Here is a 24,486-nt window from a genome sequence, read left to right as displayed (position 1 = left end):
GGGCGATTTCGCCGGCCGCTCAATGGTCGGCGGTTTTGACCGGAGGGTAGTCGTTCCACATGTCGCGATGCAGCTTCCACTCGCCGGCCTGCTTCACAAACACGAGGATCTGCTTGCCGCGGATCTGGAGCTTTCCATCGTGGTCGCGCACCTCCGCATCCGACACCTCCGTCACCATCCGGTCGTCACCGTAGAACTCGTAATGGCTGAACGATACGGTGCCCGGTTTCGTTCCGGCATAGCCCTTGGTTAAGTACTCGGCGATCGCGCGGCCCCCGGTGACTTTGTCGCCTCCGGGCGGCAGGAGCGTGCCGTCGTCGGTGTAGAGGCGGCCGATCGCCTCATAGTCCCCTCGCGCAAAAGCATTCGCCCATCGGGCGTTTTCGGCCTTGATGGCCGCTTCGGGCGGACGTTGCGCGCCACCGGCCGTGGCCGGCGCCGTGAATGCGAAAAAGGAGACGCAGGCTGCCAGCGCAGCGGTACAAAGACGGATCTGTTGCATCGTGTGATTCCCGAACGGGCGTGAATAGAAAGGACGGCGCCAAATGGGCCGGTGGAGCGGGCAGGTGGCCGCGGCCTTCATCGAGGCCGGCGGCGGCCTGCACCTGTTGCAGACGAGCGTTTCAGCGAACGCCGGGGATCCGTGCGAGCCCCCTAGATGCGCCGGGCAGTTTCTTGTCGACCATCGCGATGACTTCCGGCCGTGCGTCCCTCGGATGACCGGAGTGGAACGGCGGCGCGGGGTCATATTCGATCGCGAGCTGCGTGAATTCGGCGGCCTGTCGACCGCGCAGTTTCGCCGCCACGCGAAGTGCGAAGTCGATGCCCGCCGTCACGCCGCCACCGCTCATGAACCGGCCGTTGTCGTCTTCGACGAAGCGCTCGGGAACGGGAATGGCGCCGTATTCGGACAGCTTGTTGACGAAGGCCCAATGGCAGGCGCTTCGCTTGCCGTTGAGCACGCCGGTCGCGGCGAGCACGAGCGATCCATTGCATACCGACGTGACGTGCTTGGCGCTTTGCGCCAGACGCCGGATCTGCGCCTGATACGCCGGGCGCATCGGCGCCGTCAGATCGGACCCGCCGGGGACGAGGATCACGTCGGTCTGCTCGATATCGGCCAGTCGTTCGGTGTTGCCATACACGACGCCGAATTCGAGCGTCACGTTGCCTCCATCGAGGCTCGCGTAGCGAACGTTCGTATTGGGTAGCCGGTGGAAAATCTCGCTGGGGCCGGCGAAGTCGAGCAGCGTACCGCCGTCGTAATTGACGATCAAAATGTTGAGCGGGGCGGTCGGGGCAAGTAACCCCTCGCTGCTTGCTTGGGCGCTAACCGGTGTGGCGTGCCCGAGCAACGCGCTGCCGCCCAGCACGGCGCCGAGCGTGGCGGCGCTTCCAAGCTTGAGCACATCGCGGCGCGAGCGACCTGCTCGGGTGAGTGGCTTTACGAAAGCATTGTTATCGCTACTGTCGGTCAAGATGATTTCTCCTTGCACTTCGGCCGCTCGGCGAGTGCCACCGGGCTGGGCCGGATTGAATAACCGCCACGACGAACCGCGTGGCGGACGTGAACCGCAGGCTTAAAGCTGCGACGCACCGCCATCGACGACCAGCTCGGTGCCGACGACGTAGGAGGACTCGTCGCTGGCGAGATAGAGCGCCGCATAGGCAATGTCCTCGGCCTTGCCCAAGTGGCCCACCGGAATCGTCGCGGCGAACTCGGCCCGACGATCGTTAACCCATTCGTCGGACATGCCCCACTTGGTGATCAACGGCGTGTTCATCACGCCGGGCGCGATCGCGTTGAAGCGGATTTTCCGGTCGAGAAACTCGTAGGACCAGCTGCGCGCAAGCGAACGCACGGCGGCCTTCGCCGCGGCGGTCAACGAGATGCCGTGCTTGCCGGTCTGCGCAACGAACGATGTGTTGAGGATCACTGAGGAACCTTCTCGCAAGTACGGCAGCGCCGCTTGAAGCGTGAACACCACGCCCTTGACGTTGACGTCCATGATCTCGTCATAGAGTTTGTCGTTGATGTCGGCGACCGCGGACGGATAAGCCCAGCCGGCGTTGGCGAACACGACATCCAGGCCGCCGAATTGTTCGTTTACGTCGGCGGCAATCGCTCGCATGTCCTGGAGCGAACGCACGTCGCCCTTGAGAACGAGCGCGTGCTCGCCAAGCTCGGCCTTCACCCGCTCAAATACGGAATCGTCGCGACCCGTAACCGCTACTCGCGCGCCTTCCGCAATGAACAGCTTCGCGGTTGCAAGACCGATGCCGCTGGTTCCGCCCGTGATCAACGCGGACTTGTTCTTGAGCCTCATCTTCCATTCCTTTCCATATCGTGATTGATCCGGGCGAACGCTCGAAACGCACTCGCGGTCGTGCGCCTTTCCCGGCGTGATCTTCGATGTGAAGTATGGAATGTGAGACAAATGGCGCAAAGGTCGTATAACCCTCAAAAAGCGCCATTCAAGCCGCACGTCGGCCGGAAGCACGAGTCGCCCCGCGCGGCCGTGACAGGCCGACGGTACCTGCCAATCTCGACAGGTTGTTCCGCCGTACCGCGCGCGCGATGATTTGCGTGCTCATTGCGAGCCTGCCCCGCTTGCGTTCCGTGCAATCAAGCCCCATTCCGATCCGCTGCGGCGCAACAGGGGGTGATCGGCTTGTTCGCAATGACCCCCTTCCGCAGCGCAACGACGAGGCGAACCATGACATCCAGCAGACTCGAGCAAATGCAGGCCAATCTCACGTTGGCCTATGTTCTTAACAACGCAGCAGTCGACGGAGTCGGGAGGGAACTCAAGCATCCCACTGCGTCGCAGGTCAAAAAGATCATCGTGGATCGCCTGAACGGATCGAAGATGACCCGGAACGATCGGTTCGAAATTGCCTGGGGGCCGGCGATCGTATCGGATCCGAATGGCGAAGCTGCCAATGTCACCGTCGTCTTGCAATTGGCCGGTACCGGCGAATATACAGTGGTGACGAGCGGCACCAATTTCGCGTCCCCGCTTGATGTTCTGAGCGATTTTTCCTATGACACCCTCGAGCCGTTCAGCGCGTATGTGCCGAACTGCCCGTCGGACGCACGCATATCGGCGGGTACGAACGGAGCGTTGTACCAGGTACTGAAGACGCCTGATGAAAGTCATCTGACGCTCGTCGAATTCCTGAGAACCGTGCCACCGTCATCGGTAGTCAACGTTGTCGGGCACAGCCTCGGAGGCGCGCTGGCATCCGGGATCGTGTTGTACCTGAAGAATCAGAGCGGCTTGCAGTCTCTGACGTACCACTGCCAGACGTTTGCCGCGCCGACAGCAGGCAACGATGTGTTCGCCGGCTATTTCGACGAGCAGATGCGAGGCAATGCGGTACGCATATTCACGACGCGGGATATCGTGCCGATGGCATGGAATGCGGACAGCCTCCAGAAGGTGAAACACGTCTACAGCGACGTTCCCTACCATGACACCCCTGACAACGTGAAAATTGCTGTCGATATGGTCAGCATTGCGACAAAGTCGCTGAAGTACACCCAATGGGGAACGTCCGAACCATCAGGGCCCGTGGCGACGGCGATGGAGTATCAGCTGAAGGCGGACGTCAATGTAGCCATTCTGGATTTCCAGGCGCAGGTTGGCTTTCAGCATATCGACGGATACATTGCCTGCCTGGGTATGGCCCGCAGCGACATTGATCTCCCCCCGCTGCCACAGGTCAACCCCAAGGTCGGTAAAACGCCCGTGTGAAGCAGCACGAAGCAAAACCCATAAGAACACTGGCACGCAGTGAGAAAACCCGCTTCGGCGGGTTTTTTCATGGCCGGTTTATGCCGGGCCGTAATGGCCTGGGTTGCCGCCGTCGATATGTCGTGGGATCGACGCTTGGCAAAGATCAAGCGCACGTCGCGTGCTTTGCATTGTTCACTCCGGAAGTAACAGAACGTTCAATCGGCCGTCATTTATCACCCGCTTGCGACTCAGTAGAGTGCTTTCCCATGTCGACGCCCGGCGACAACCTGAATGAAAGGAAGCCAGGCATGACGCAACACACTTTGTCGCCCGGGCATCTCGAGACGGCACGCCGGTATGGCGCACGTGTCGCAACGAGTGCCGGCCCATTTCGGGCAGCACACGCTCGAATCCGCTGAAATCCAGGTGTGCGGTGCGTGCCGGACCGGACACCGCCGCATTCTTTCCAGCCGATCCACAAGGAAACGCTCATGCAATACAAGCAACTGGGCCGCACCGGCCTGTATGTCTCCGAGCTGTGTCTCGGCACGATGACGCTGGGCGGCAATGCCGATGCCGGCATGTGGGCGGCGATCGGCGCGGTCGGTCAGGACGACGCGACCCGATTGATCGCCCGCGCACTGGCCGCCGGCATCAACTTCATCGATACCGCCGATATTTACTCGTTTGGCCACGCCGAACGCCTCGTCGGACAAGCGCTCCGGGACCTCGGCGTCCCGCGCGGCGAGATCGTGCTGGCGACCAAGACGGCCGGCGTGATGGGCCCGAAGCCCAACGATCAGGGCGCGTCGCGCGGCCACATCATGGATTCGGTGCAGAGAAGCCTGGAACGGCTGCAGGTCGACCATATCGACCTTTACCAAATCCACGCGAACGATTCCGTCACACCGATTGAGGAGACGCTGCGGGCGCTCGACGCTCTGACGCGCCAGGGGCTGGTGCGCTATGTCGGCGTCTCGAACTGGCGCGCGGGAAAGATCGGCAAGGCGCTCGGGCTCAGCGAAGCGCTCCGCGCGACGCGCTTCGAGACGCTCCAGGCCTATTATTCGATCGCCGGACGTGACGTGGAGCGCGAACTGGTGCCGCTCGCGATCGAGGAGCGGATGGGGCTGCTCGTCTGGTCGCCACTCGCCGGCGGATTGCTGTCGGGGAAGTTTGGTCCCGGGGCGCCCACGGAAGAAGGCTCGCGGCGCAGCCATTTCGATTTTCCGCCGGTCGATCTTGACCGGGCGTGGCCGTGTGTCGCGGCGATGCGCGCCATCGCCGACGCGCGAGGGGTGTCGGTCGCCCGGATCGCGCTCGCGTGGTTACTCGCCAAGCCGCATGTCACGAGCGTCATCATCGGTGCCAAACGGGTCGAACAGCTCGAAGACAATCTCGGCGCGGTCGATGTCGTCCTGACCGATGACGAGTTGGCGCGTCTCGACGCCGTGAGTGCTTTGCCCCCGTGTTATCCGGGCTGGATGATCGATCGTCAGGAGTCGGGCAGGCGGCCGAAGCCATTCTCGCGCGTCGTATCGAATTAGGATCGGCGACGCCGGGTCCATCCCTGCGCGTTAAAGCGACGCGCCACCACACATGACGATCTGCTGCCCCGTGATCGCGCTCGCATCCGCGCTCAGCAGGAAGCCGGTCAGCGCGGCGACTTCCTCGGGCGTGATGAATCGCCCGATTGGCGGAAGGCGGGGAGGCGTTGCCGCGCGCGCCGGATCGCGCAGAAACGGCGTGTCCGTCGCGCCGGGCGCGACGACATTGACGGTGATGCCCCGCGGTGCGAGTTCCGCGGCCCAGGACCGCGCCAGGCCGACCAGCGCGGATTTGGTCGCCGCATACTGACTGCGTGTGGCCGCACCGTTGGCGGTGCGGCTGCCCAGCAGCACGATGCGTCCGCCGGCGGGCATCCGGGGCACCAGGCGATCGGCGAGAAAGGTGGCGGACTCAACGTGCAGGCGCCACATGGCCGCGCCGTCCTCGTGTGAAAGCTGACCGAGCGGCGCGGTACGCATGAAGCCGGCCGCATGCACCAGCGCGTCCACCGCACCCAATGCATCGCACATGGGCCCGAGTGCCGCGAAGTCGGTGACGTCGACCGGCACGATGTTCAGGGAACCATGCGTCGTTTCAATGTGCGAGCGGCACAGTCCCGTGACGCGCCAGCCGTCGGCGAGCAGACGGTCGACGATCGCTCGTCCAATTCCCGACGACGCGCCCGTCACGACTGCATGGCGCGAACCCGAACCCGAACCCGACTGCTCCCGTTGACCCACGATCGCTCCTGCTACGTTTGAACCTGCGATGAACCGCCGGATGTCGTCGCAGTCTTCGTGCTGACCGCGTGAACGGTGATCCGCGCTTGCGAATGGAACGGCGCGAGCTGCTCGGGCAGGGCCGCGTCGTCCGTCACGAGCGTCCAGTCGCGCTCGAGCGGCGTCCAGTGCTGCTGGCTCGCGCGTCCGAGCTTGTCCGCGGTCACGAGCACGAACACCTCGGCTGCCTGCCGCATCACGCACTCCTTCAGATACGACTGTTCGCTGCTCGCCTCGCACAAGCCCAGTTCCGCGACGACGCCATCCGCGCCGAGGAACGCCTTGTCGACGCTCAGGCGGCTCAGCGCGATCTGCGCGAGCGGCCCGAGCGTGCTCATGCTGGACGACCGGACGTCGCCGCCGATCACCGTCACCTGCACGCCCGACGCGGCGAGCGGGCTCACGACCAGCAGGTTGTTGGTGACGACGTGAACGGCTGTCCGCCCGGCAAGCAGGCGCGCCAGCGCCGCGGTCGTGGTGCCGCCGTCGAGGAATACGGTGTCGCCGTCCTCGACGAACGCGCTCGCCGCGTGCGCGATCGCTTCCTTCTGTTCCTGCGAACTGACGCGCCGCTCCTCGAGCGAGGGCTCCGGCTCATGGCCGCCCACCGCGGCGGCGCCGCCGTAGGTGCGCAGAATGCGACGGTCGCTCGCGAGCGCACGCAGATCCCGGCGAACGGTCGCTTCCGACATCCCGAAGTGCTCGCACAACGTCGCAACGTCCGTCATGCCCCCGAGCACGGCCTGCAGCATCGCCTCCCGGCGCCTGGTCACTTTCATGTGCGTGATTTCCTGGTCTGATCGCATTGGCGCGCAAGTCTGCGCATCCCGACCGACAAGTTTATCGAATTGCCGCAGTGACCGGCCAGTTGCTTCGACGGGTGTCATCGCCCGCGAACCCACGCCTCGTCGACGCGCACGTATTTGATTTTCTGCCGAAACCAGGTGAAGGCGATGTGCAATGCGCCGTCTTGCGACTGCACGATGGACGGATAGGAATACTCCCGGTTGCGCTGATCCGCGGAATTGTTCGTCATGCAGTACCCGTCGCCGATTTCCAGGTTGCGGCGGCGGCGCCATGTCCTGCCGCCGTCCTCGGAGATGGCCAGCGACATCGGCGCGCGCGGAGCGCCCCAGAAAGCGGTGCCGCGCGCGGACGCCTTCTGGTCGCGCAGCTCGCCGCTGTCCTCCGAGTCTTCGATGTCGTCGTACAGGGACGCGCGACGCGCGTTACCGTGCGACGCATCGCTCTCGTTGAACACGAGTGCGAGGTGGCCGTTCTGCAACACCGTGAACTGGATCGACGAGTTGTTGTTCGGCACATCGGTCGGCTCGGGCGCGCTCCACGTGCGGCCATCCGTCGAGCGACTCGCGTAGACGAAGTCCGCCCAGCGGCTGCGGTAAAGCGCCAGCAGCGAGCCATCGCGCAGCACGTGAACGTTCATGTGCACGCACCCGACGCTGTCCGGCACCTCGTGCAGCGCCCATGACGCGCCCTGGTCGTCGGAGACCATGACCGCGCTGACGTCGTCGTTGCCGACCCAGCGTTCACCGGGCGCCGTGCGGCACAGGAATACCGGGCAGAGCCACGTGCCGCTGTCGAGCGCGATGATCGGCTGGCGGACGAATGTCCCGGGGCGATCGAACAGGGTCTCGACGGGGCCCCAGGTGACGCCGCCGTCCGTCGACACGCGGCGGCGAACGATCGCGGTGTTCTGATGGCCGGACAGTTGCGCGGTGTAGATCAGCCACAGGCGGCCGTCCGGCGCGGTGAACAGCACCGGGTTCTGTTCCGAGCGGGTCGGGTCGTCCGACAGCTTTTGAGGCGACGACCACGCGTTCGCGCCGGCGGCGAGACGCGACAGATAGATGGAGACGTCGGGAATGCCTTCCTGGGTGCCGCCGAACCAGACGCACAGCAGGTCGCCGTTTTCGAGGCAATGCAGGTTGGCCGCATGGTTCTGCACGCAGACGGTGGGCAGAAACGCTTCTTGCCGTTCCGCGTCGGCATACGCCGTGCGAACGCAGTGATCCGACGCGGCGCTCGCCGCTTCAACGAGGTTCGTGCTCATGAAATGTGTCTCGAGTGGCGAGGTTAGTGCGATTCGCGATGCGTGAGCGGCTTGTCGCGCAGATTCGAGCCCTCGCCATGAAACAACAGCTTGCCGATGACCAGCACGATGGCGGGCGTCACCAGGGCGACGTACATGTTGTCGATGCCGAACGGATTGCCGAGCAGGTACCAGACCGTCGTGGCGAGCGTCGCGACGATCAGGGCCGAGACGGCGCCGCGTTTGCCGCTGAAGAACGGCAGGTAGATACCGATCAGCGCAACGACCGACACCGACAGACGCAGCGCACGGCTGAAGAACGACAGCGCGAGGATCTGCGGGACGAACAGCACGAAGATCAGCGGGAGGAAGCCGACGACCAGCGAGATCCAGCGCGTCATTCTCAGTTCGACGTCGGGCGTCGGCTTGAAGCGCGGCACGTAGAAGTCCTTGACGATCAGCGATGCGATCGCCAGCGCGACGGTGCAGACGCTCACGAAGATGGATGCGACGAGCGACGTCGTGACGATGCCGGCCAGGATGGGGTTCATGTGCTGCAGGAACACCGGCAGCGCGTACAGGCTCTTGATGTTCGGATACAGGTACTTGGCCGTCACGCCGATGAAGCCGAGCGCGAGCCCGATCGGCACGCACAGGAGCGCGGCGATCAGCGAAGACGCGCGCGCACCCTCGGGGCTGCGGGTGGCCGAGATGGCCTGGATGATGAACTGCGTCGAGAAGATCGCGCCGGCCGTGCCGATGATCCATGCGCCGATCGTGCCGCCCGACAGCGCACCGGACCACGTGAAATAGTGCGCGGGCATGTTCTGCGCCATCGGCTGGATGCCGCCCGACAGCTTCCACGCGACACCGACCAGGATGGCGATGCCGAGCAGCTTCACGGCGCTGTGAATGACCGTCAGGTACGCGACGCTCTTGAGGCCGCCCCACACGAAGTAGACGGTGCTGACGATGGCGGTGATGATGGCGGCCGTGGGCAGGTTGATCCGCATGACCGTCGAGATGGCCGCCGCCCCGCTCACGTAGTTGCCGACGTTCACCACGAACAGCGCGTAGATCATGATCGCGGACACGGCGAGCTTCGCGCCGTTGCCATAGCGTTGCGCGATGAAGCCGGAGATCGTGAACTCGCCCGATGCATACAGGCGCTTGGCCATGAACAGACCGAACAACAGAAAGCCGATGGCCGCAGCCAGGACCGACCACGACGCGGCGATGCCGGCCGAGAACGCTTCCTGCGAGGTCCCGACCGTCGATTTCGCGCCGATGAATTCCGACATCAGCAGGATGGCGACCACCAGCGCGGGCATCGAGCGCCCGGCCACCATGAACTGTTCGGAATTACGGCTGCGCAGGCGAATGCTGATCACGCTCGTAATCACAATGTAGGCGACAACCATGCCGATGATGGTGGCTGTGTCCCAATAACTGAAGGTGGCCATCGCTTGTCTCCACGTTACCTTCGGTTGATATGCGTTCGGGTATGTCGGGCGATCCGGCATGTGCCTGCCGGTATCGCCCCTTGGTCGATGCGGGTTGTTGCGTGTCGTTGCGTGTCGGTGCGGATGCCGCTTACGCGGCGCTGGCGACGGGTGCCGGCTCGTTGCGTCGCGTGGCGAGCTCCACGGCCTGGCGGAACGCCTCCAGCAGGCTGCGTTCGTCGGCAATGCCCTTGCCGGCGATGTCGAACGCGGTGCCGTGGTCCACCGATGTGCGGATGACCGGCAGGCCGACCGTCACGTTCACGCCGGCTTCGAGGCCCATCACCTTCACCGGCCCGTGTCCCTGGTCGTGATACATCGCGACGACCACGTCGAAATCGCCGCGGCCCGCACGGAAGAACAGCGTGTCCGCCGGCAGCGGGCCTTCCACGTCCCACCCGCGTGCCTGGAGGACCTGGACCGCCGGAACGATCTTTTCTTCCTCTTCGCCGTAGCCGAACAGGCCGTTCTCGCCGGCATGGGGGTTGATGCCGCATACGCCGATGCGGGGATTCGCGATGCCGGCGCGAACCAGCGTGTCATGTGCGCGCTCGATCGTGCGTTGCACGAGGCCCGGTTCGATCTTGCGAATCGCGTCGAGCAGGCCGATGTGCGTCGTCACGTGGATCACGCGAAGGTTGGGCGCGACCAGCATCATCGACACCTCGTCGATGCCCGTCAGATGCGCGAGCATTTCCGTGTGTCCGGGGAAAATATGGCCGCCGGCATGCAACGCTTCCTTGTTGAGCGGCGCTGTGCAGATCGCGTCGAGTTCGCCTTTCGACGTCAGCTCGACGGTGCGGGCGATGTATTGATAGGCGGCGTCTCCGGCGACCGCGGACAGCTTGCCATAGGGCAGGTCGGCGGGAATGAGCGCCATGTCGATGCAATCGACGACCCCTACGCGGAACGCGCCGTCGGACGGACGGCCGACGGCACGCACCTCGAGATCGACGCCCGCCCTGCGGCCGGCGTCCCGCAAGCGCGCGGCGTCGCCGATGACCACGGGACGGCACTCCTCATACACGGACGCATGGGCAAGGCTTTTCATGATGATTTCCGGTCCGACGCCGGCTGCGTCGCCCATGGTGATGCCGATGATCGGACGGTTGTCCATGGCAGTTCCCTTCACAAATTGGTTTGAGCGGTATTGGCCGTCTTGCCTTCATTCGCAAGCCGGCGCCACGCGTGATGGATCGACCCGGGCTGGCCGAAGCCGCCGGCCTTGGTCACGACGGGGAGTGTCTTTCCTTGCAGCCGGCATTCGAGCAGCGGCATGCCGTCCTCGATTTCGTCGATGACGCGCAACGCGCTCGCGCCGGCCGCGGTGAGCAGCGCGCGCGCCGTTTCGCCGCCGGTCGCGATGATCGCGCCTGCATGGCGCACGGCGGGCGCAAGCAAGGACGCGAGACGATTGCAGAACAGCAGGCCGTCCTTCACGTCGCCGCGCTGCGTCTGGCTCAACGAGACCACCACATGCCGGCCGCGGCGCAGGGCGTCGCATACGACCGTCGTCACGTCGCTGCGCGGGTCATCCAGCGCGGGGACGGCGACCTCGAGCGCAACGAGACTGGCACCGGCGTTGGCCTTGAGGTACTCCACCTGCGCATGCGAGATGCTCGACATGCTGCCGACGACCGTGAGCACCGGTCCTTGCGGAGCGTCACCGTTGGCTGCCGGTTCGGTGATGCCGCGGGGTGGCACCAGCGCTTCGATGACCGCGGGGGCCAGGCCGGCCGAGCCGACCCAGAACACGTTGTCGAGCGCCGCGGATGCGCGGGCAATGCGTTGCAGATCGTCGTCGGACTCCGCATCGCACACGACGGCTTGCGCGCCCTCGGATTGCATCTCCCGCAGGCACGCCGTGAGCGCGCCCGGTTCGCCGCGCACCGTGCCGATTGCCGCGTAGGCGACGCGCAGATGTTCGGCGCAGAGCAGCGCAACCAGGTCGGCCTTGCCCGGGATGTTTTCGTTGCGCCAGTATTCGCTGGCTTCGACCGGCACGCCGCGCACCCATTGCCGCGCGTCCCGCGTGGCGCGGCCGGATGCCGGGTAGGCGGGACACACGATCGCCATGCCAAGCTGCGACGCCAGCGCGGCGACCTCCGCCGCGACATTGCCTCGCAGCGTCGAGTCCACCTTCTTGTAGATACGCGTGCCGGCGTGCGACAGCGACTCGACGGCGGCGACGTTGCGTCGGGCGGCCTCGTCCTTCGATGCACGGCGCGAGTCCACGTCGACCGACAGGATGTCCACGCCGTTCGTCGGCGCCCGCGCATGCTCGGTGTCGAGCAGGACCATCGCCGTCAAGCCGTGACGCAGCCCGGCCACCGCGCAATCGGCCGCGCCCGACAGGTCGTCGGCGACGATCAGGAGCCGTGCCGCGTGCTGTGCGACCGCGTTCGCGTTCATGGCAGCAGGCGGCTGTAGATGGATTTCATGTCGTCGAGCGTCAGCGCCTTCGGATTGTTGCCGAGCAGGCGCTTGACCTTCGATGCCGCGACCGCCAACGCGTCGAGATGTTCTTCGGACACGCCGAACTTGCGCAGGTCCTGCGGAATGTCGACGGCCGCCGTCCATTCCTCCATCTTGTCGATCAGCTTGCGCGCCGCGACCGGGTCCGCGTCCGTTTTCGATGCCAGATCGAGTGCGCGCGCAACGTTCGACAGCCGGCCTTCGATCGCATCGAGGTTGAAGGCCATCACGTGCGGCAGGAGCATCGCGTTCGCGACGCCGTGCGTGACGTTGAACATGCCGCCGAGCGGGTAGGCAAGCGCATGCACCGCTGCCGTGCCGGCGGCGGTGAGCGCGAGGCCGCCGTACATCGATCCGAGCATCATCGCTTCGCGTGCTTTCAGCGACCGGCCGTTTTCGTACGCTTCGACGATGTTGGCGCCGATCAGGCGCATCGACTCCATCGCGTACATGTCGCTGATCGGGTTCGCCTTCGTCGAGATGTACGATTCGAGCGCATGCACGAATGCGTCCATGCCGGTCGCGGCTGTGATCGGCTTCGGCAGGCCGAGTGTCAGCTCCGCATCGAGAATCACGATTTGCGGCAGCAGGTGACGGCTGACGATTCCCACCTTCAGCGCTTCGTCCGGCAGCGTCACGATCGCGTTGGGCGTGACTTCGGAGCCGGTTCCGGCGGTCGTCGGCACCAGGATCATCGGCACGCCCGGGTGCTTGATCAGGTCGATGCCGAGCCAGTTGCGCAGCGGTTCGTCGTTGGTCAGCCGGACCGCGAACAGCTTCGCCGCATCGAGCACGCTGCCGCCGCCGATGGACAGAATCGCCTGCGGTGCAAAAGGCGCGATCTGCTCCTGGTACACCGTCTCGACGTTGCCGATGGTCGGCTCCGGCTCGACGCCGCGAATGATGCGCACGTCGACGTCTTTCGCGTTGAGCGATTCGATCACGCGATCGGCGATGCCCAGTTCTTCCATGGCAGGTTGCGTGATCAGCGCAATGCGCTCGACCGGCGTATCGAGCAGCGACAGCTTGTCGGGAAGCGTGTCGAGGCTGCCGGCGCCATGGATGACGTGCTTGACGGTCTGGAAGTGATAGGTAGTCATGCTGATGACCTGTTTCAGTGGCCGCGCGCGGCGTCGTGGTAGATGGAGAGCGCTTGCGCCAGGCGCTCGCGCGCGCTGGCGTCGAGCGGCTGGGCGGGGGAGCGCGCGGGGCCTGCGGGCATCCCGAGCATGTGCGCGGCGGTTTTCAGCACGACGGGCATCGTGCCCAGCGCGAACGCATCGCGCAGCGCACGCAGCGATTCCTGGGCGACGCGTGCGCCGGCGATATCGCCCGCCTGGAATTTGTTCCAGATGGACATGACGACCTGCGGGACGGCATTGGTCGTCGCGGCGACCGCACCGTCGCCGCCGGCGATCAGCGTCCAGAGAATCATCGAGTCGGTGCCGGTGAAGACCGCGAAGTCGTCGCGGCGCAGGTTGATCAGTTGCAGCAAGCGATCGAAGTCGCCGCCACTGTCCTTGATGCCGCGAATGTTCGGAATCTCCGAAAGCCGGCGCACGGTATCGACCGTCAGCGTGATGCCCGCTTTCGCGGGGATCGTGTAGAGCATGACCGGAAGCGGCGTGGCCTCGGCGATCTTCTTGTAGTGAGCGTAGAGCTCCGGTTGCGTCGCGCCGTTGAAATACGGCGTGATCACCGAAACGGCATCCACGCCGACCTCGGTCATCTTCCGGTTCAGGTCGATCACGTCACGCGTCGCATAAGCGCCGGTGCCCGCGATGACGGGCACGCGCGAGCGGGCCTGGCTGACCGCGGTGCGCGCGATGCGCAGTTTCTCTTCTTCGCTCAGCGCGATGAATTCGCCATTGGTGCCGAGCACGAAGAGCCCGTGCACGCCCGATTCGATGAGCCGTTCGACCAGCGCGCGCAGGCCGTCTTCATCGACGTCCTCGTCCGCCGTCATCGGCGTGATGAGCGCGGGAACGATCCCCTTGAACGACATTGACATGCGTGCTCCATCGCGGAAGGGACGGCGGGCGAAAGCGCCGTCTCCATGGGTTAGGCAGACATCGGCAGGACTGCGCGCTTGCGGGCACGATGGCGCCGCCACGCACGTCAGCCAGTGCAACTCGAATGACGGAACGGTGTGCTCGTTTCAATCAAAACAGTTGCGCGATGTGTGCATTCTAGCTGATTTCATGACTGAATCAGTCAATGAAAACCCTAATATGACCGAATCGATCATTTTGATCGGTGTCATCGGGTCGCTTCCGCCCACCCGACCAACAAGGCGGTGCTCGCCATGTTTTGGCGCTACGTGCTGAGTCAGCTTGCGTGGGGCGTCGTCAATACCCTCATGACGGCGATGAAGCTGTTTCGGTGAAGGCGCGTGGGCGCACTGATCTGCACGGTGCGATCAGCGGCAACCGCTAGAATTGCGGTTTTAGCCCGGAACACGTCCATGTCTTTTGCCTCGCTCGGCCTGATCGACCCCTTGCTGCGTAATCTGCAGGATCTCAATTACCAGACACCTACGCCGGTGCAGGTCAAGGCGATTCCCGCGGTGCTCGGCGGCAAGGACGTGATGGCTGGCGCGCAGACCGGCACGGGCAAGACGGCGGGTTTCGCGCTGCCGCTGTTGCAGCGGCTCGTGCAGCAGGGCCCGGCGGTGTCCAGCAACCGTGCGCGGGTTCTGGTGCTGGTGCCGACGCGTGAACTGGCCGAGCAGGTGCTGCAAAGCTTCGTCGCTTACGGCAAGGGCCTCGACTTGCGATTTCTGGCCGCCTACGGCGGCGTGAGCATCAACCCGCAGATGATGAAGTTGCGCAAAGGCGTCGATGTGCTCGTTGCCACGCCGGGCCGTCTGCTGGATCTCAACCGCCAGAATGCCGTGCAGTTCGATCAAGTCGAAACGCTGGTGCTGGATGAGGCCGACCGCATGCTCGATCTGGGCTTCGCGCGCGAGCTCAATGCCGTCTTTGCCGCGCTGCCGGTTCAGCGCCAGACCCTGCTGTTCTCCGCGACGTTTACCGACGATATCCGCGCGATGGCGGCGAGCATTCTGCGCGGCCCGGTCAATATCAGCGTCAGCCCGCCCAATGTCACGGCCAGCAAGATCAAGCAGTGGGTGGTGACGGTCGACAAGCGGAACAAGCCGGACCTCTTCATGCACCTGGTGGCCGAGAACAACTGGGACCACGCGCTGGTGTTCGTCAAGACCCGCAATGGCGTGGAGTATCTGGCGGCCATGCTGGACGAGGCGGGCTATGCGGTCGACACGATCCACGGCGACAAACCGCAACCGGCGCGGCTGCGTGCGCTCGAGCGCTTCAAGACGGGCGAAGTGCAGATGCTGGTCGCCACCGATGTGGCTGCGCGCGGGCTGGATATCGATGACTTGCCGCTCGTGATCAACGTCGATCTGCCGATCGTCGCGCAGGATTACGTGCACCGGATCGGGCGTACCGGGCGCGCGGGTGCCAGCGGCGTGGCTGTGTCGCTCGTGTGTGCGGATGAAGCACCGCAACTGGCCGCGATCGAGGCGCTGATCGGGCAGACGCTGCGCCGCGAAGAAGAGCCGGGGTTTGAAGCGGAACACCGCGTGCCGGAAACCAGCTCGACCGGGCAGATCATCAAGAAGCCTAAAAAGCCGAAGAAGCCCAAAGTGCCGCAAGGTGGGGCGGCGGCCATGCCGGTGACCGGGGAAAAGCCGCGGCCGCAAGGCGGTGAGGGCAAGCGCAAGGCGGTGGGGCAGGGGGCCGGAGCCGTGGGCAAGGGCGCGAGCGTGTTGAACGGTAGCCCGTTCAGCGTGCAAAAGCCGCGCGGTAAAGGCAAACCCGCGGGCAAGGCGGTTGCGGGGGCGCGCAAGCCGGCTGGGAAGCCTGCGGGTGGTCGCGGTAAACACTAACGCTGATCCGTTGGGCGGCTGACGCCAGCCATCGAAAAGACGGGCGATTGGAGGCCCGCAGGCGGGTGGCGCGGCTTTGCCGCACATCGGGTCGGCCGGCAAGGGCGCACTGAATCCAGGATCGCTTACAACTTGGCGGCCGAACGGACGTTTGAACTGTGCAAGTCAAGACCTGATCACTCAGTCAGCGTCAGATCAGGTCTGAGATTGCTCGGCCGTCACTTCATCAAGGGCCGTGATCGACCCGTCTGAGTCATTCAGGCGCGATCCGCCTCCGTCCGCCTCCGTCCGCTTTCGAACTGACTTCAGCCGATCGTCATAATCGATCCAAATCATTCTGATTAAAGAACTACAATTCAAGTCAGGCAACTGTCGTGCGGCGAGGTCGGCAGTGAACTGAATTGACGACGCTGACCGGCACACCGATCCTCCGAACGCAAAGGAAGAGACCGTCATGACCAATGGGACCACCAGGGTGCTTACCGCACACGTCCCTTTGCCACTGGCAGAGAAAGTCGACCAGCTTGCGACGCGTCTCGACCGTTCGCGTGGCTGGATCATCAAGCAGGCACTGGCCGCCTGGATCGAGCAGCAGGAAGGGGCTATCCCGGTGTCGCCAGCAGATGACGTGGAGCCCCTCATAACCGGTCCCCGGAACCGTTGAAACTGGCGGCCCCTTCCGGTGTCGGCGGGCCACGGGAGTATTGCGGGGGATGGCACGTGAAGTGCGCACGGATTGTGGGTTTCTTCCGCGTCGCCGTGCGACCCGCACAGACGACTTGTTCGCATCACTGGAGACGACTTGACCCATCCCGCAACAACGGCGCCCGAATCGCTGTCACCGGCCTTTCCCCTGGTCGGGATCGGCGCCTCGGCAGGCGGACTTGAGGCGATTTCCGAATTGATGGCCGACATACCGGCTGTCAGCGGGATGGCTTTTCTGGTCGTGCTGCATCTCGATCCTTCCCGGCACAGCATCGTTCCAGAAATCCTCGCCAAACGCCTGTCCATGCCGGTTCAGGAAGCCGTTGATGGGATGGCCGTCGAAGCGGACCATCTGTACGTCATTCCTGCGAACACAAGCATGCTGGTGGTCGAGCGCCGTATCAGGTTGCGGCCACGCGACGGGAGGCCCGGGCCACCTATGCCTGTCGACGACCTGCTGGAGTCACTTGCCAGGGACCAGCGCTCCAACGCAATAGGCGTCATTCTCTCCGGCAGCGGTTCGGATGGCGCGCTGGGTCTGCAGGCAATCCAGAGCGAAGGCGGCATCACGTTCGCCCAGGATGCGTCGGCGCACTTTAACAGCATGCCCCATGCGGCGATCGGGCTGGGCTGCGTCGATCGAGTGCTTTCTCCGCGAGATATCGCACAGGAGATGATGCGCATCGGGCGACATCCTCATCTCAGATCAGTACCGGTACCCGCGAAAGGCACTTTTATCGAGCCCACGGACACGAGTCTGCGCGCCGTATTCCGCCTGCTTCGCACGGCCTGCGGCGTGGACTTCACCCGCTATAAACATGGCACGATGCAGCGCAGACTATCGCGCCGCATGGCATTGCGGCAACTGACATCGGTTGCAGACTACGTCGCGGTACTCGAATCCGATCCTGCGGAGACGCTGACACTCGGGCGCGATCTGCTCATCCACGTGACCGAATTTTTTCGGGATCCGGAGACATTCGAGGCGTTGACCGAGATTGTATTTCCGCGTGTCGCGGAGGGCAAAGAAGCGGGAGAATCCCTCCGGATCTGGGTGCCTGGGTGCGCAACTGGCGAGGAGGTCTATTCGATCGCGATATGCCTGATGGAATATCTCGGCGACCGTGCGGCGAACATGATTATCCAGATCTTCGGGACCGACATCAGCGCCGATGCTCTCGAAACGGCGCGCGCCGGTCGGTATATCGAGAACATCGCGCGCAATGTGTCGCCCGAACGGCTGGAGCAGTTTTTCATGCGCGACGGCGAGTATTACTGTGTCGACAAGTCGGTGCGGGACCTTTGTACATTCGCGCGGCACGACGTCGTGAGCGACCCACCGTTTTCGCGAATGGATCTGGTGAGCTGTCGTAACCTGCTGATCTACCTGAGCGCGGCGGCCCAGAAGAGCGTGATGCCGCTCTTTCATTACGCACTGAAGCCAGACGGCGTGCTGATGTTGGGCCCTTCGGAGACAGTGGGCGCCTTCTCAGAGCTCTTCGGTGTCGTCGAAAACAAGCGCAGCAAACTATATAGCAAAAAGCCCCGCCTTGGACCGCTGCCCGAGGTTCGCCTGAAGTCGCCATCGGTCCCGCAGTCTGCTGCCAGCTCCCGAAGCGTATCTGACAGCCGAAACGGTCGCGGTGAGGCGTCGTCGCTTCGCGCCGAAGTCGATCGCATCACACTGGCGAAATACGCGCCGTCCTCTGTCCTGTGTGACGAGGATCTGAACGTCATCGAGTATCGCGGCGACACCTCTGCCTATCTGTTCAACCCGAGTGGCCCTCCGATCACCAGTCTCCAGCGGCTTGCGCGCCCGGAAGTTTTTCTGGCGATCAGTGACGCGATCAGGCAGGTTCGACAAGAAGGCGTGGCCGTACGCAAGACCGGATTGCAGATCGGTAACGCCAGCGGGCCGGGAACCGCGAGCCTTGAAGTCCATCCCCTGCAGATCGCTGACGTGGAGGGTCGGTGGTTCCTGATCTTTTTTGAGAGCGCACCCCAACGCGCAGACGGGCTGTCGGGGCCTGGGCAGGAAACGCTGAAGGCGCTGATGTTGCAGGCGTTGCGCAAGCGTCTGCACCGTAAGGCAGCCGCTGAAGAGACGGACCCCAGGGACGATGAGATCGCGCGACTGAACGCCGAAGTGGGCGCGATGCGTACGCAGATGAGGACAATACTGGAGGAGCACGAAAGCGCACGTGAGGAGCTCAAGTCAAGCGAAGAGGAACTCCTCTCGAGCAACGAGGAATTCCAGAGCACCAATGAAGAACTTGAGACGGCCAAGGAAGAGCTTCAGTCATTGAACGAGGAGCTCTCGACCACCAATGACGAGTTGCGCTATCGCAATCACGAACTCAGGTCCCTTCACGACGACGTGGTCCGTGCGCGTGACCACGCCGACGCGATCATCGAGACGATGTCCGAGCCGCTGCTCGTGCTGGGAGCGGACCTTCGTGTGGTACGCGCCAACCGTGCGTTCTATCAGACCTTCCAGACCAGTGCGGAAGATACGATCGGCGCACTGCTTTTCTCACTCGGAAACCGGCAGTGGAATATCCCTAGGCTCCGTGAGCTTCTCGAGACGCTGCTCCCGCAGCGAACGGTGATCCGGGACTTCGAGATCACTCATGATTTTGAGGGCATTGGCCCGCGCACGATGCGATTGAATGCCGCCCGTGTGGCCGAACGGGCGCGCGAACTGATTCTGTTGACCATTAACGACATTACCCAGCAACACCTTGCGGTGGAACGACTGGAAGCAGCCGATCGTCAGAAGAACGAGTTTCTCGCGATGCTGGCGCACGAACTGCGCAATCCCCTCGTCGCGATCAGCAACGGCCTCGAGGTATGGGAGTGTGCGGACATCGACGCGGCGACACAAGAGCGCGCGCGCGTGGCGGCAAGACGCCAGCTGAAGCACGAAATCGACCTGGTTGACGATTTGCTGGATGTGTCCCGGATTACGCGTGGCATCATCAAGCTCAATCTCGAGCCGGTCGATCTCGGGGAGATTGTGCAACACGGCGTGGCCGCAATGCGCCCGGAGATCGATGCGCATCAGCACGAGCTGACGCTTGAATTGCCGGCCCAGCCGCTTGCGGTCGAAGGAGATGCGATGCGACTTGAGCAGATCACGACCAATCTGCTGGGCAACGCTATCAAATATACGCCGCACGGGGGGCGCATAGACGTGTCGCTGGTACGCGACGGCGACGACGCGGTGCTGACAATCGCCGACAACGGCATTGGTATGGCGGCGGACTTCCTGCCAACCATCTTCACCATCTTCGTACAGGCGGAGCGTTCGCTCGACCGGAAGGGCGCCGGCCTGGGGCTGGGTCTCGCCCTGGTACATCAGTTGGCTGAGCTGCACCACGGAGCCGTCCACGCCGCGAGCGATGGGCCGGGCCGGGGCAGTACATTTGTTTTCCGGCTTCCAGTCTTGGCGGGCACGGTACCTGGAACGCCGCAATCAAAAGCCGGTGACGAAGGACAACTCGCACTTCCGGCCGCACCGCGACGCATTCTTGTCGTGGATGACAACACCGATGCAGGCGAAAGCACGGCGATGCTGCTGAAACTCAACGGACACGAGGTGAAGGTCGCACGCGATGGCCCATCCGCGCTGCTGCTCGCGGTGGACTTTCATCCGGACGTTGTCCTGCTCGATATCGGTCTTCCGGGCATGGACGGCTACGAGGTCGCCCGTCGACTACGCGTGATGCCCGGTTTTGCAGACACCTTGCTGGTCGCGCTCAGCGGATACGGAGGGGAGAAAGATTTCCACCGTGCAAAACAGGCGGGTTTCGATCAACACCTGGTCAAACCGGCTGATATTGCCCGGTTGAATGATCTGCTTATTGCTTCTCTCAACAGCAACGGCCCCCACGGGGACGAAACGCCTTAGTGGACGGGCAAGCTCTCCCGTCCTCAGGCTGGGGTGCCGTCACGATTCGGACTTTTTTGTTGCGGCGCTGATGCCACAGGCGCGCGCGGTCGATAAATAGAAACGTTCACCGTGTAATGTTTTTCACGCGCAGACGGATAAGTGGATCCCCTGTCTCTGCACCGCAGCGTAAAAGGTCTTCAGATTTGCTGGCGGGGCTGGTTCCAGCGCGTTTGCCCTTTGAACGCCACCAACATTGTGAAGGACGGGAATGAAGTTTCAGGCGGGCGCGCAAGCGAAGTTCCTGCACCGTCGCCGTTCGAATCGCCTCAGCGAAGCGCAGCAACGCATCCTTTGATCCGGATACGCTGCTGTACTCCTGCCGGCCGATGCGCGCCTCCAGGAGCACTGCCAACCCCGCTTCCTGCGCCACTCTCAGCACGTCCATTTTGATAGCCTCCGGCGCCTTGGAACCTGGCGCCTTATCAGTCTCGATACCATTACGTGCGCATTTTCCATACCGCGTCGACAACTTTAACGTCTGGAAAATGTATCGATTGGTTGTCCGGTCGTGGTTCGGACCCGGTCAGCCAGCGTACGCTTTTGATCGTCTGTTCATGGCCGGACTGAGTCAGACGAACTGACGCTGTCTGTTCGGTCCAGTCCCGCCTTATACATTTAAACCAGGCGTCGCGAGCGTCGGATCGCGAGTGCCACGGCGATGCGTCCGCTTTTCATAACGGCTCGTCGCGAACGTTCTGCTTGTCCGCCGGCGATTCGCCGCCTGCTACTCCGTCTGCTGGCGGCGGTATTCGTCCTGTTTCATCCGCATGTACTGCTGCCGGTCGATTTCGTGCAGCTGCCGCGCATATTGCTCGCTGGAACTGAACCACGTGCTCAGGCGTTGCTCCAGCTGCTTGTCGGGCGGGCTCGATAGTGCGGCAAGATAGGCATCGATGGCCAGGTAGTAGCGCATGGTGTTGCGCTCCACGAGGCCTCGTACCCCGTCGACGTATTCCCCTTGTGCCGCGGCCGGACTGGCGACCTTGGTGAAGCCGACCTTGCCGCGGTCAAACGTTGCCAGAAAGCTTTTCATCGCAAGGCGCCCGACCAGGCCATAGCTGAATGCATAGGTCAGATGCAGGAACGTGTGGTCGCTACCGAGCTGCACCGCCTCCAGGACAATCTGGTAATCCCGGGTGTTCAACGGCCCGCTGTCGGCGCGGAGTTTGACCTTGAAGTATCCCGGGGCCCTGGCCGCCGCATCGTAACGGAAATACAGGCGGTAAGTGGACTGGAGCTCCGCGGCGGCTTCCCGTTTGCTGAGATTCAGGGTCAGCATGTTGTCGCTATTCGTGCCAGAGGCGCGGCAGTACTTGATATTCGGATGCAGGATCAGGAGATCGCACCAGTTCGCCAGGCCTTGCGACCGGTAATCAAGGACGTCGCTGACGGTCGCGAATGGGTAGTCCACTTCTGCGTAGATTTCGCCCGTGACCGTGGAGGATGATTCCTGGGAATCCAGATACAGCCGCCGATGAAACGCGTTGTGGTCGAGCTGGGGTTTCAGATTCTGGTATAGCGCGCGCAAGCTGGTGGTGTCGTCGGACGCACGCGCCGACAGCCCCACGCACGACAGCCAACATGCCGCCAGAATGGTCAACGTGCACGCTCTTCTGCGTACCGGCGCGCTGGCTGGGTTTCGGTCACGCTTGCTCATCAACGTGCTCCGGCTGATTGTTCGAATGGGCGGGGCGCACATGGCGTCTGGCGACTTTCTTCGACTGTCGAACTTCCGGTCTACGGATGAATGGTTTCGCCGCGATTCAGCATGCCGATGAACTCCTCGATCTTGCGCACCCGTGTTGCGGGCATTTTGGCGTTCTGTATCCGAAACAGGATCGCGTAGCGGTTTCGGCCGTTCAGCGTCGCAAAGAACGCGCTGGCCTTGGGATTGGCATCCAGCGCGGCCTGCAGGTCGTCCGGCACGACCGAGTTGCTGGCGGACGTATAGGCCGCCTCCCAGCGGCCATCCTGTTTGGCTTTCTCGATTTCCCGCATACCCGCAGGAAGCATTCTGCCTGCGGCGATCAGCGCTTCGGCCCGCTCTTTGTTGAGCCTGGACCAGATACTTTTTGCGGAGCGTGGCGTGAAGCGTTGCAACCAGGTTGCTTCACTTTCGGTTTGCTTCTTGCCGTCGATCCAGCCATGACAAAGGGCGCTTTCCAGCGCCTGTTCGTAAGTGACGGTCGGCTGGCCGGCGCCCTTTTTGGCGAGGCGCAGCCATATCCCGGTCGAGGTGCCGCCGTTTTGCGTCAACCAGGTTTCCCATTCCTTCTGGTCAAGGAATGTCAGACGAGGCTCAGTCATGGCGCGATCCGAATGGTTGCATTCAGGCAGCGAGGCTGTTTCGTTCACCGAACCCTCGTAGATTACCGATTTGCACGGATTTGGGAATATCCGATTTTATCGACAATCAAACTTGCGTCGCCCCGGGCGCGACCGCCGCACCATCCGCGTCGCTCGTCCCCGGCGCAACTTCCTCCAGCGCCTGCCGCCCCGTTTCGACCCGCAGCAACCCGATCGCGACACACAGCACGCCGAGTGTCGCGCTGACCATCGCGATCACGCCTGATACACCGAACGCCTGATAAAGCGCGAGTGCCAGCGCCGGCGTCCCGATCGACGACATCCGCCCGCACATCCCCGCGACACCCGTGCCACGCAGCCGCACCTCGGTCGGAAACAGCTCCGGAATATACCCAAACAACCCAAGCGTCGTGATCGTATAGATCGCACTGACGAGACAGAACCCGACCAGAATGATCGCCGTGGTATCGCGCAGCGACACATACAGCCAGCCGAGCGCGATGCTGAGCAGCGAAGCGATCACGATCCCCTTCGCACGGCCGATCCGGTCCGCGATCAGATACCCGATCAACCCGCCGACCGGCGACCCGATCGACATCAGGAACACGAAGCCGAGCGATTTGACGACCGACAACCCCTGCGTGACGAAAAACGTCGGCAGCCACGCGATGAAGCCATAGAGCCCGACGTTCACGCCGATCGCAGTCAACGCGGCGACCGCCATACGCCCACGCATCCCCTTCGAAAACAGCACGCCGAGCGGCACCTTCCCGACATGCAGATCCACGGTGCGCCGCACCGGCGGCAGCGTGCCGACCTGCTGGCTCACCTCCTGCTCGATCGCGGCAAGCGTCGCCTCCGCCTCGTCGAGCCGCCCGACGGATTCGAGCCAGCGCGGCGATTCCGGCATCCGCTTGCGCATGAACCACACGACCAGCGCCCCGACACCGGCCAGCGCGAACATATAGCGCCAGCCGAGATGCGGAATGATCCAGTATCCCGCGGCCAGCGCGGCGAACAGCCCGCTATTGGTAATGATCGCCAGCAGCGACACCCACTTCCCGCGCGTGTCGGGCGGCACGAACTCGGCGAGCGTCCCGGCCGCGACGACCAGTTCCGCCCCGAGCCCGATCCCCATGATGAACCGCAGCACGATCAACCACTCGATGTCAGGCGCAAAACACGCGGCGATCGACGCGAGCCCGAACACTGCGAGATTGAGCTGATACGAATACCGCCGCCCGAGCCGGTCACCGACATACCCCGCGACGAACGCGCCGATCATCATCCCGACGAACGTCGACGACACGAACATCGCGCCGTGCCGCAGATCGGTGAACCCGTCCTTGACCATCGACGCGACCGAGCCGTTGGCGAGATAGATGTCGAACGCGTCGAGGAACGCGCCGCCGGCGATCAGCCCGAGTATCTTCCAGTGGAACCTTGAAACAGGCAGCCGGTCGAGCCGGCCGGCGGCATTGACGGTGTTCGCCATGATGTCTCCGGATGTGTGGCGCT

21 protein-coding genes are annotated in these 24,486 nt (G+C 63.5%); 6 read left to right on the top strand and 15 right to left on the bottom strand.

What is annotated here, in order from left to right:
- Window positions 1-19: 19 nt before the first annotated feature.
- The 3 genes from LMA02_RS33910 to LMA02_RS33900 form a co-directional block, all read right to left on the bottom strand.
- Window positions 20-502: a YybH family protein gene (locus LMA02_RS33910; RefSeq protein WP_228910249.1), complete on the bottom strand. Its 483-nt coding sequence runs from the start codon at window positions 500-502 to the stop codon at window positions 20-22.
- Between the two features lie 121 nt (window positions 503-623).
- Window positions 624-1,478 carry a DJ-1/PfpI family protein gene (locus LMA02_RS33905; RefSeq protein ID WP_228910248.1) on the bottom strand — a complete coding sequence of 285 codons (855 nt, stop codon included), beginning with the start codon at window positions 1,476-1,478 and terminating at the stop codon, window positions 624-626.
- A gap of 102 nt (window positions 1,479-1,580) precedes the next feature.
- Window positions 1,581-2,327 carry an SDR family oxidoreductase gene (locus LMA02_RS33900; protein ID WP_228910247.1) on the bottom strand — a complete coding sequence of 249 codons (747 nt, stop codon included), beginning with the start codon at window positions 2,325-2,327 and terminating at the stop codon, window positions 1,581-1,583.
- A 390-nt stretch (window positions 2,328-2,717) separates the two neighbouring features.
- Between LMA02_RS33900 and LMA02_RS33895 the strand changes: the two genes are divergently transcribed.
- Together LMA02_RS33895 and LMA02_RS33890 are read left to right on the top strand one after the other, a co-directional pair.
- Window positions 2,718-3,758, top strand: a complete 1,041-nt coding sequence (locus tag LMA02_RS33895) for a lipase family protein (protein WP_228910246.1) — start codon at window positions 2,718-2,720, stop codon at window positions 3,756-3,758.
- A 473-nt stretch (window positions 3,759-4,231) separates the two neighbouring features.
- Window positions 4,232-5,287 (top strand): aldo/keto reductase, encoded by a 1,056-nt coding sequence (locus LMA02_RS33890; protein WP_228910245.1) that lies wholly within the window; start codon window positions 4,232-4,234, stop codon window positions 5,285-5,287.
- Window positions 5,288-5,317: 30 nt separating this feature from the next.
- Here LMA02_RS33890 and LMA02_RS33885 read toward each other — a convergent pair whose 3' ends face one another.
- From LMA02_RS33885 to dapA, 8 genes are all read right to left on the bottom strand, one after another.
- On the bottom strand, window positions 5,318-6,028 hold the full coding sequence (locus tag LMA02_RS33885; protein ID WP_228910244.1) for an SDR family NAD(P)-dependent oxidoreductase: 711 nt from the start codon (window positions 6,026-6,028) through the stop codon (window positions 5,318-5,320).
- Window positions 6,029-6,039: 11 nt separating this feature from the next.
- Window positions 6,040-6,846 (bottom strand): DeoR/GlpR family DNA-binding transcription regulator, encoded by an 807-nt coding sequence (locus LMA02_RS33880; RefSeq protein WP_228910243.1) that lies wholly within the window; start codon window positions 6,844-6,846, stop codon window positions 6,040-6,042.
- 104 nt (window positions 6,847-6,950) lie between these two features.
- The gene (locus LMA02_RS33875) at window positions 6,951-8,138 is read right to left on the bottom strand and encodes a sialidase family protein (RefSeq protein ID WP_228910242.1); all 1,188 of its coding nucleotides are present in this window, start codon (window positions 8,136-8,138) and stop codon (window positions 6,951-6,953) included.
- Window positions 8,139-8,161: 23 nt separating this feature from the next.
- Window positions 8,162-9,580 (bottom strand): sodium:solute symporter family protein, encoded by a 1,419-nt coding sequence (locus LMA02_RS33870; RefSeq protein ID WP_228910241.1) that lies wholly within the window; start codon window positions 9,578-9,580, stop codon window positions 8,162-8,164.
- Between the two features lie 130 nt (window positions 9,581-9,710).
- A complete protein-coding gene (gene pdxA, locus LMA02_RS33865) occupies window positions 9,711-10,736 on the bottom strand; it encodes a 4-hydroxythreonine-4-phosphate dehydrogenase PdxA (RefSeq protein WP_228910240.1) in 1,026 nt (341 codons plus the stop codon).
- Window positions 10,737-10,747: 11 nt separating this feature from the next.
- Window positions 10,748-12,031: a four-carbon acid sugar kinase family protein gene (locus LMA02_RS33860; protein ID WP_228910932.1), complete on the bottom strand. Its 1,284-nt coding sequence runs from the start codon at window positions 12,029-12,031 to the stop codon at window positions 10,748-10,750.
- Complete coding sequence (locus tag LMA02_RS33855; RefSeq protein WP_228910239.1) at window positions 12,028-13,194, bottom strand: iron-containing alcohol dehydrogenase; 1,167 nt, start codon at window positions 13,192-13,194, stop codon at window positions 12,028-12,030. Before LMA02_RS33855 ends, LMA02_RS33860 begins: the two co-directional genes overlap by 4 nt.
- Before the next feature lie 14 nt (window positions 13,195-13,208).
- Window positions 13,209-14,105, bottom strand: a complete 897-nt coding sequence (dapA, locus tag LMA02_RS33850) for a 4-hydroxy-tetrahydrodipicolinate synthase (protein ID WP_228910931.1) — start codon at window positions 14,103-14,105, stop codon at window positions 13,209-13,211.
- Window positions 14,106-14,333: 228 nt separating this feature from the next.
- Between dapA and LMA02_RS33845 the strand changes: the two genes are divergently transcribed.
- The 4 genes from LMA02_RS33845 to LMA02_RS33830 all read left to right on the top strand — a co-directional run bounded on the left by LMA02_RS33845 (window position 14,334) and on the right by LMA02_RS33830 (window position 20,619).
- Window positions 14,334-14,480 (top strand): MFS transporter small subunit, encoded by a 147-nt coding sequence (locus LMA02_RS33845; protein ID WP_228910930.1) that lies wholly within the window; start codon window positions 14,334-14,336, stop codon window positions 14,478-14,480.
- A gap of 78 nt (window positions 14,481-14,558) precedes the next feature.
- Window positions 14,559-16,004: a DEAD/DEAH box helicase gene (locus LMA02_RS33840; RefSeq protein WP_228910238.1), complete on the top strand. Its 1,446-nt coding sequence runs from the start codon at window positions 14,559-14,561 to the stop codon at window positions 16,002-16,004.
- 454 nt (window positions 16,005-16,458) lie between these two features.
- Entirely contained in the window at window positions 16,459-16,668 is a 210-nt protein-coding gene (locus tag LMA02_RS33835) for a ribbon-helix-helix domain-containing protein (protein ID WP_228910237.1), read from the top strand.
- Window positions 16,669-16,806: 138 nt separating this feature from the next.
- Window positions 16,807-20,619, top strand: coding sequence for a CheR family methyltransferase (locus LMA02_RS33830; RefSeq protein ID WP_228910236.1), 3,813 nt, complete (start codon window positions 16,807-16,809; stop codon window positions 20,617-20,619).
- A gap of 106 nt (window positions 20,620-20,725) precedes the next feature.
- Here LMA02_RS33830 and LMA02_RS33825 read toward each other — a convergent pair whose 3' ends face one another.
- The 4 genes from LMA02_RS33825 to LMA02_RS33810 form a co-directional block, all read right to left on the bottom strand.
- The gene (locus LMA02_RS33825; RefSeq protein WP_228910969.1) at window positions 20,726-21,046 is read right to left on the bottom strand and encodes a hypothetical protein; all 321 of its coding nucleotides are present in this window, start codon (window positions 21,044-21,046) and stop codon (window positions 20,726-20,728) included.
- Between the two features lie 339 nt (window positions 21,047-21,385).
- Window positions 21,386-22,318, bottom strand: a complete 933-nt coding sequence (locus LMA02_RS33820) for a hypothetical protein (RefSeq protein ID WP_228910235.1) — start codon at window positions 22,316-22,318, stop codon at window positions 21,386-21,388.
- 80 nt (window positions 22,319-22,398) lie between these two features.
- Entirely contained in the window at window positions 22,399-22,968 is a 570-nt protein-coding gene (locus tag LMA02_RS33815) for a YdeI/OmpD-associated family protein (RefSeq protein WP_228910929.1), read from the bottom strand.
- A 106-nt stretch (window positions 22,969-23,074) separates the two neighbouring features.
- On the bottom strand, window positions 23,075-24,463 hold the full coding sequence (locus LMA02_RS33810) for an MFS transporter (RefSeq protein WP_228910234.1): 1,389 nt from the start codon (window positions 24,461-24,463) through the stop codon (window positions 23,075-23,077).
- Window positions 24,464-24,486: the final 23 nt, after the last annotated feature.

Source organism: Burkholderia sp. B21-005, from assembly GCF_020843965.1.
Classification (GTDB): domain Bacteria; phylum Pseudomonadota; class Gammaproteobacteria; order Burkholderiales; family Burkholderiaceae; genus Burkholderia; species Burkholderia ambifaria.
This window is presented reverse-complemented; position numbering and strand designations above follow the sequence as displayed.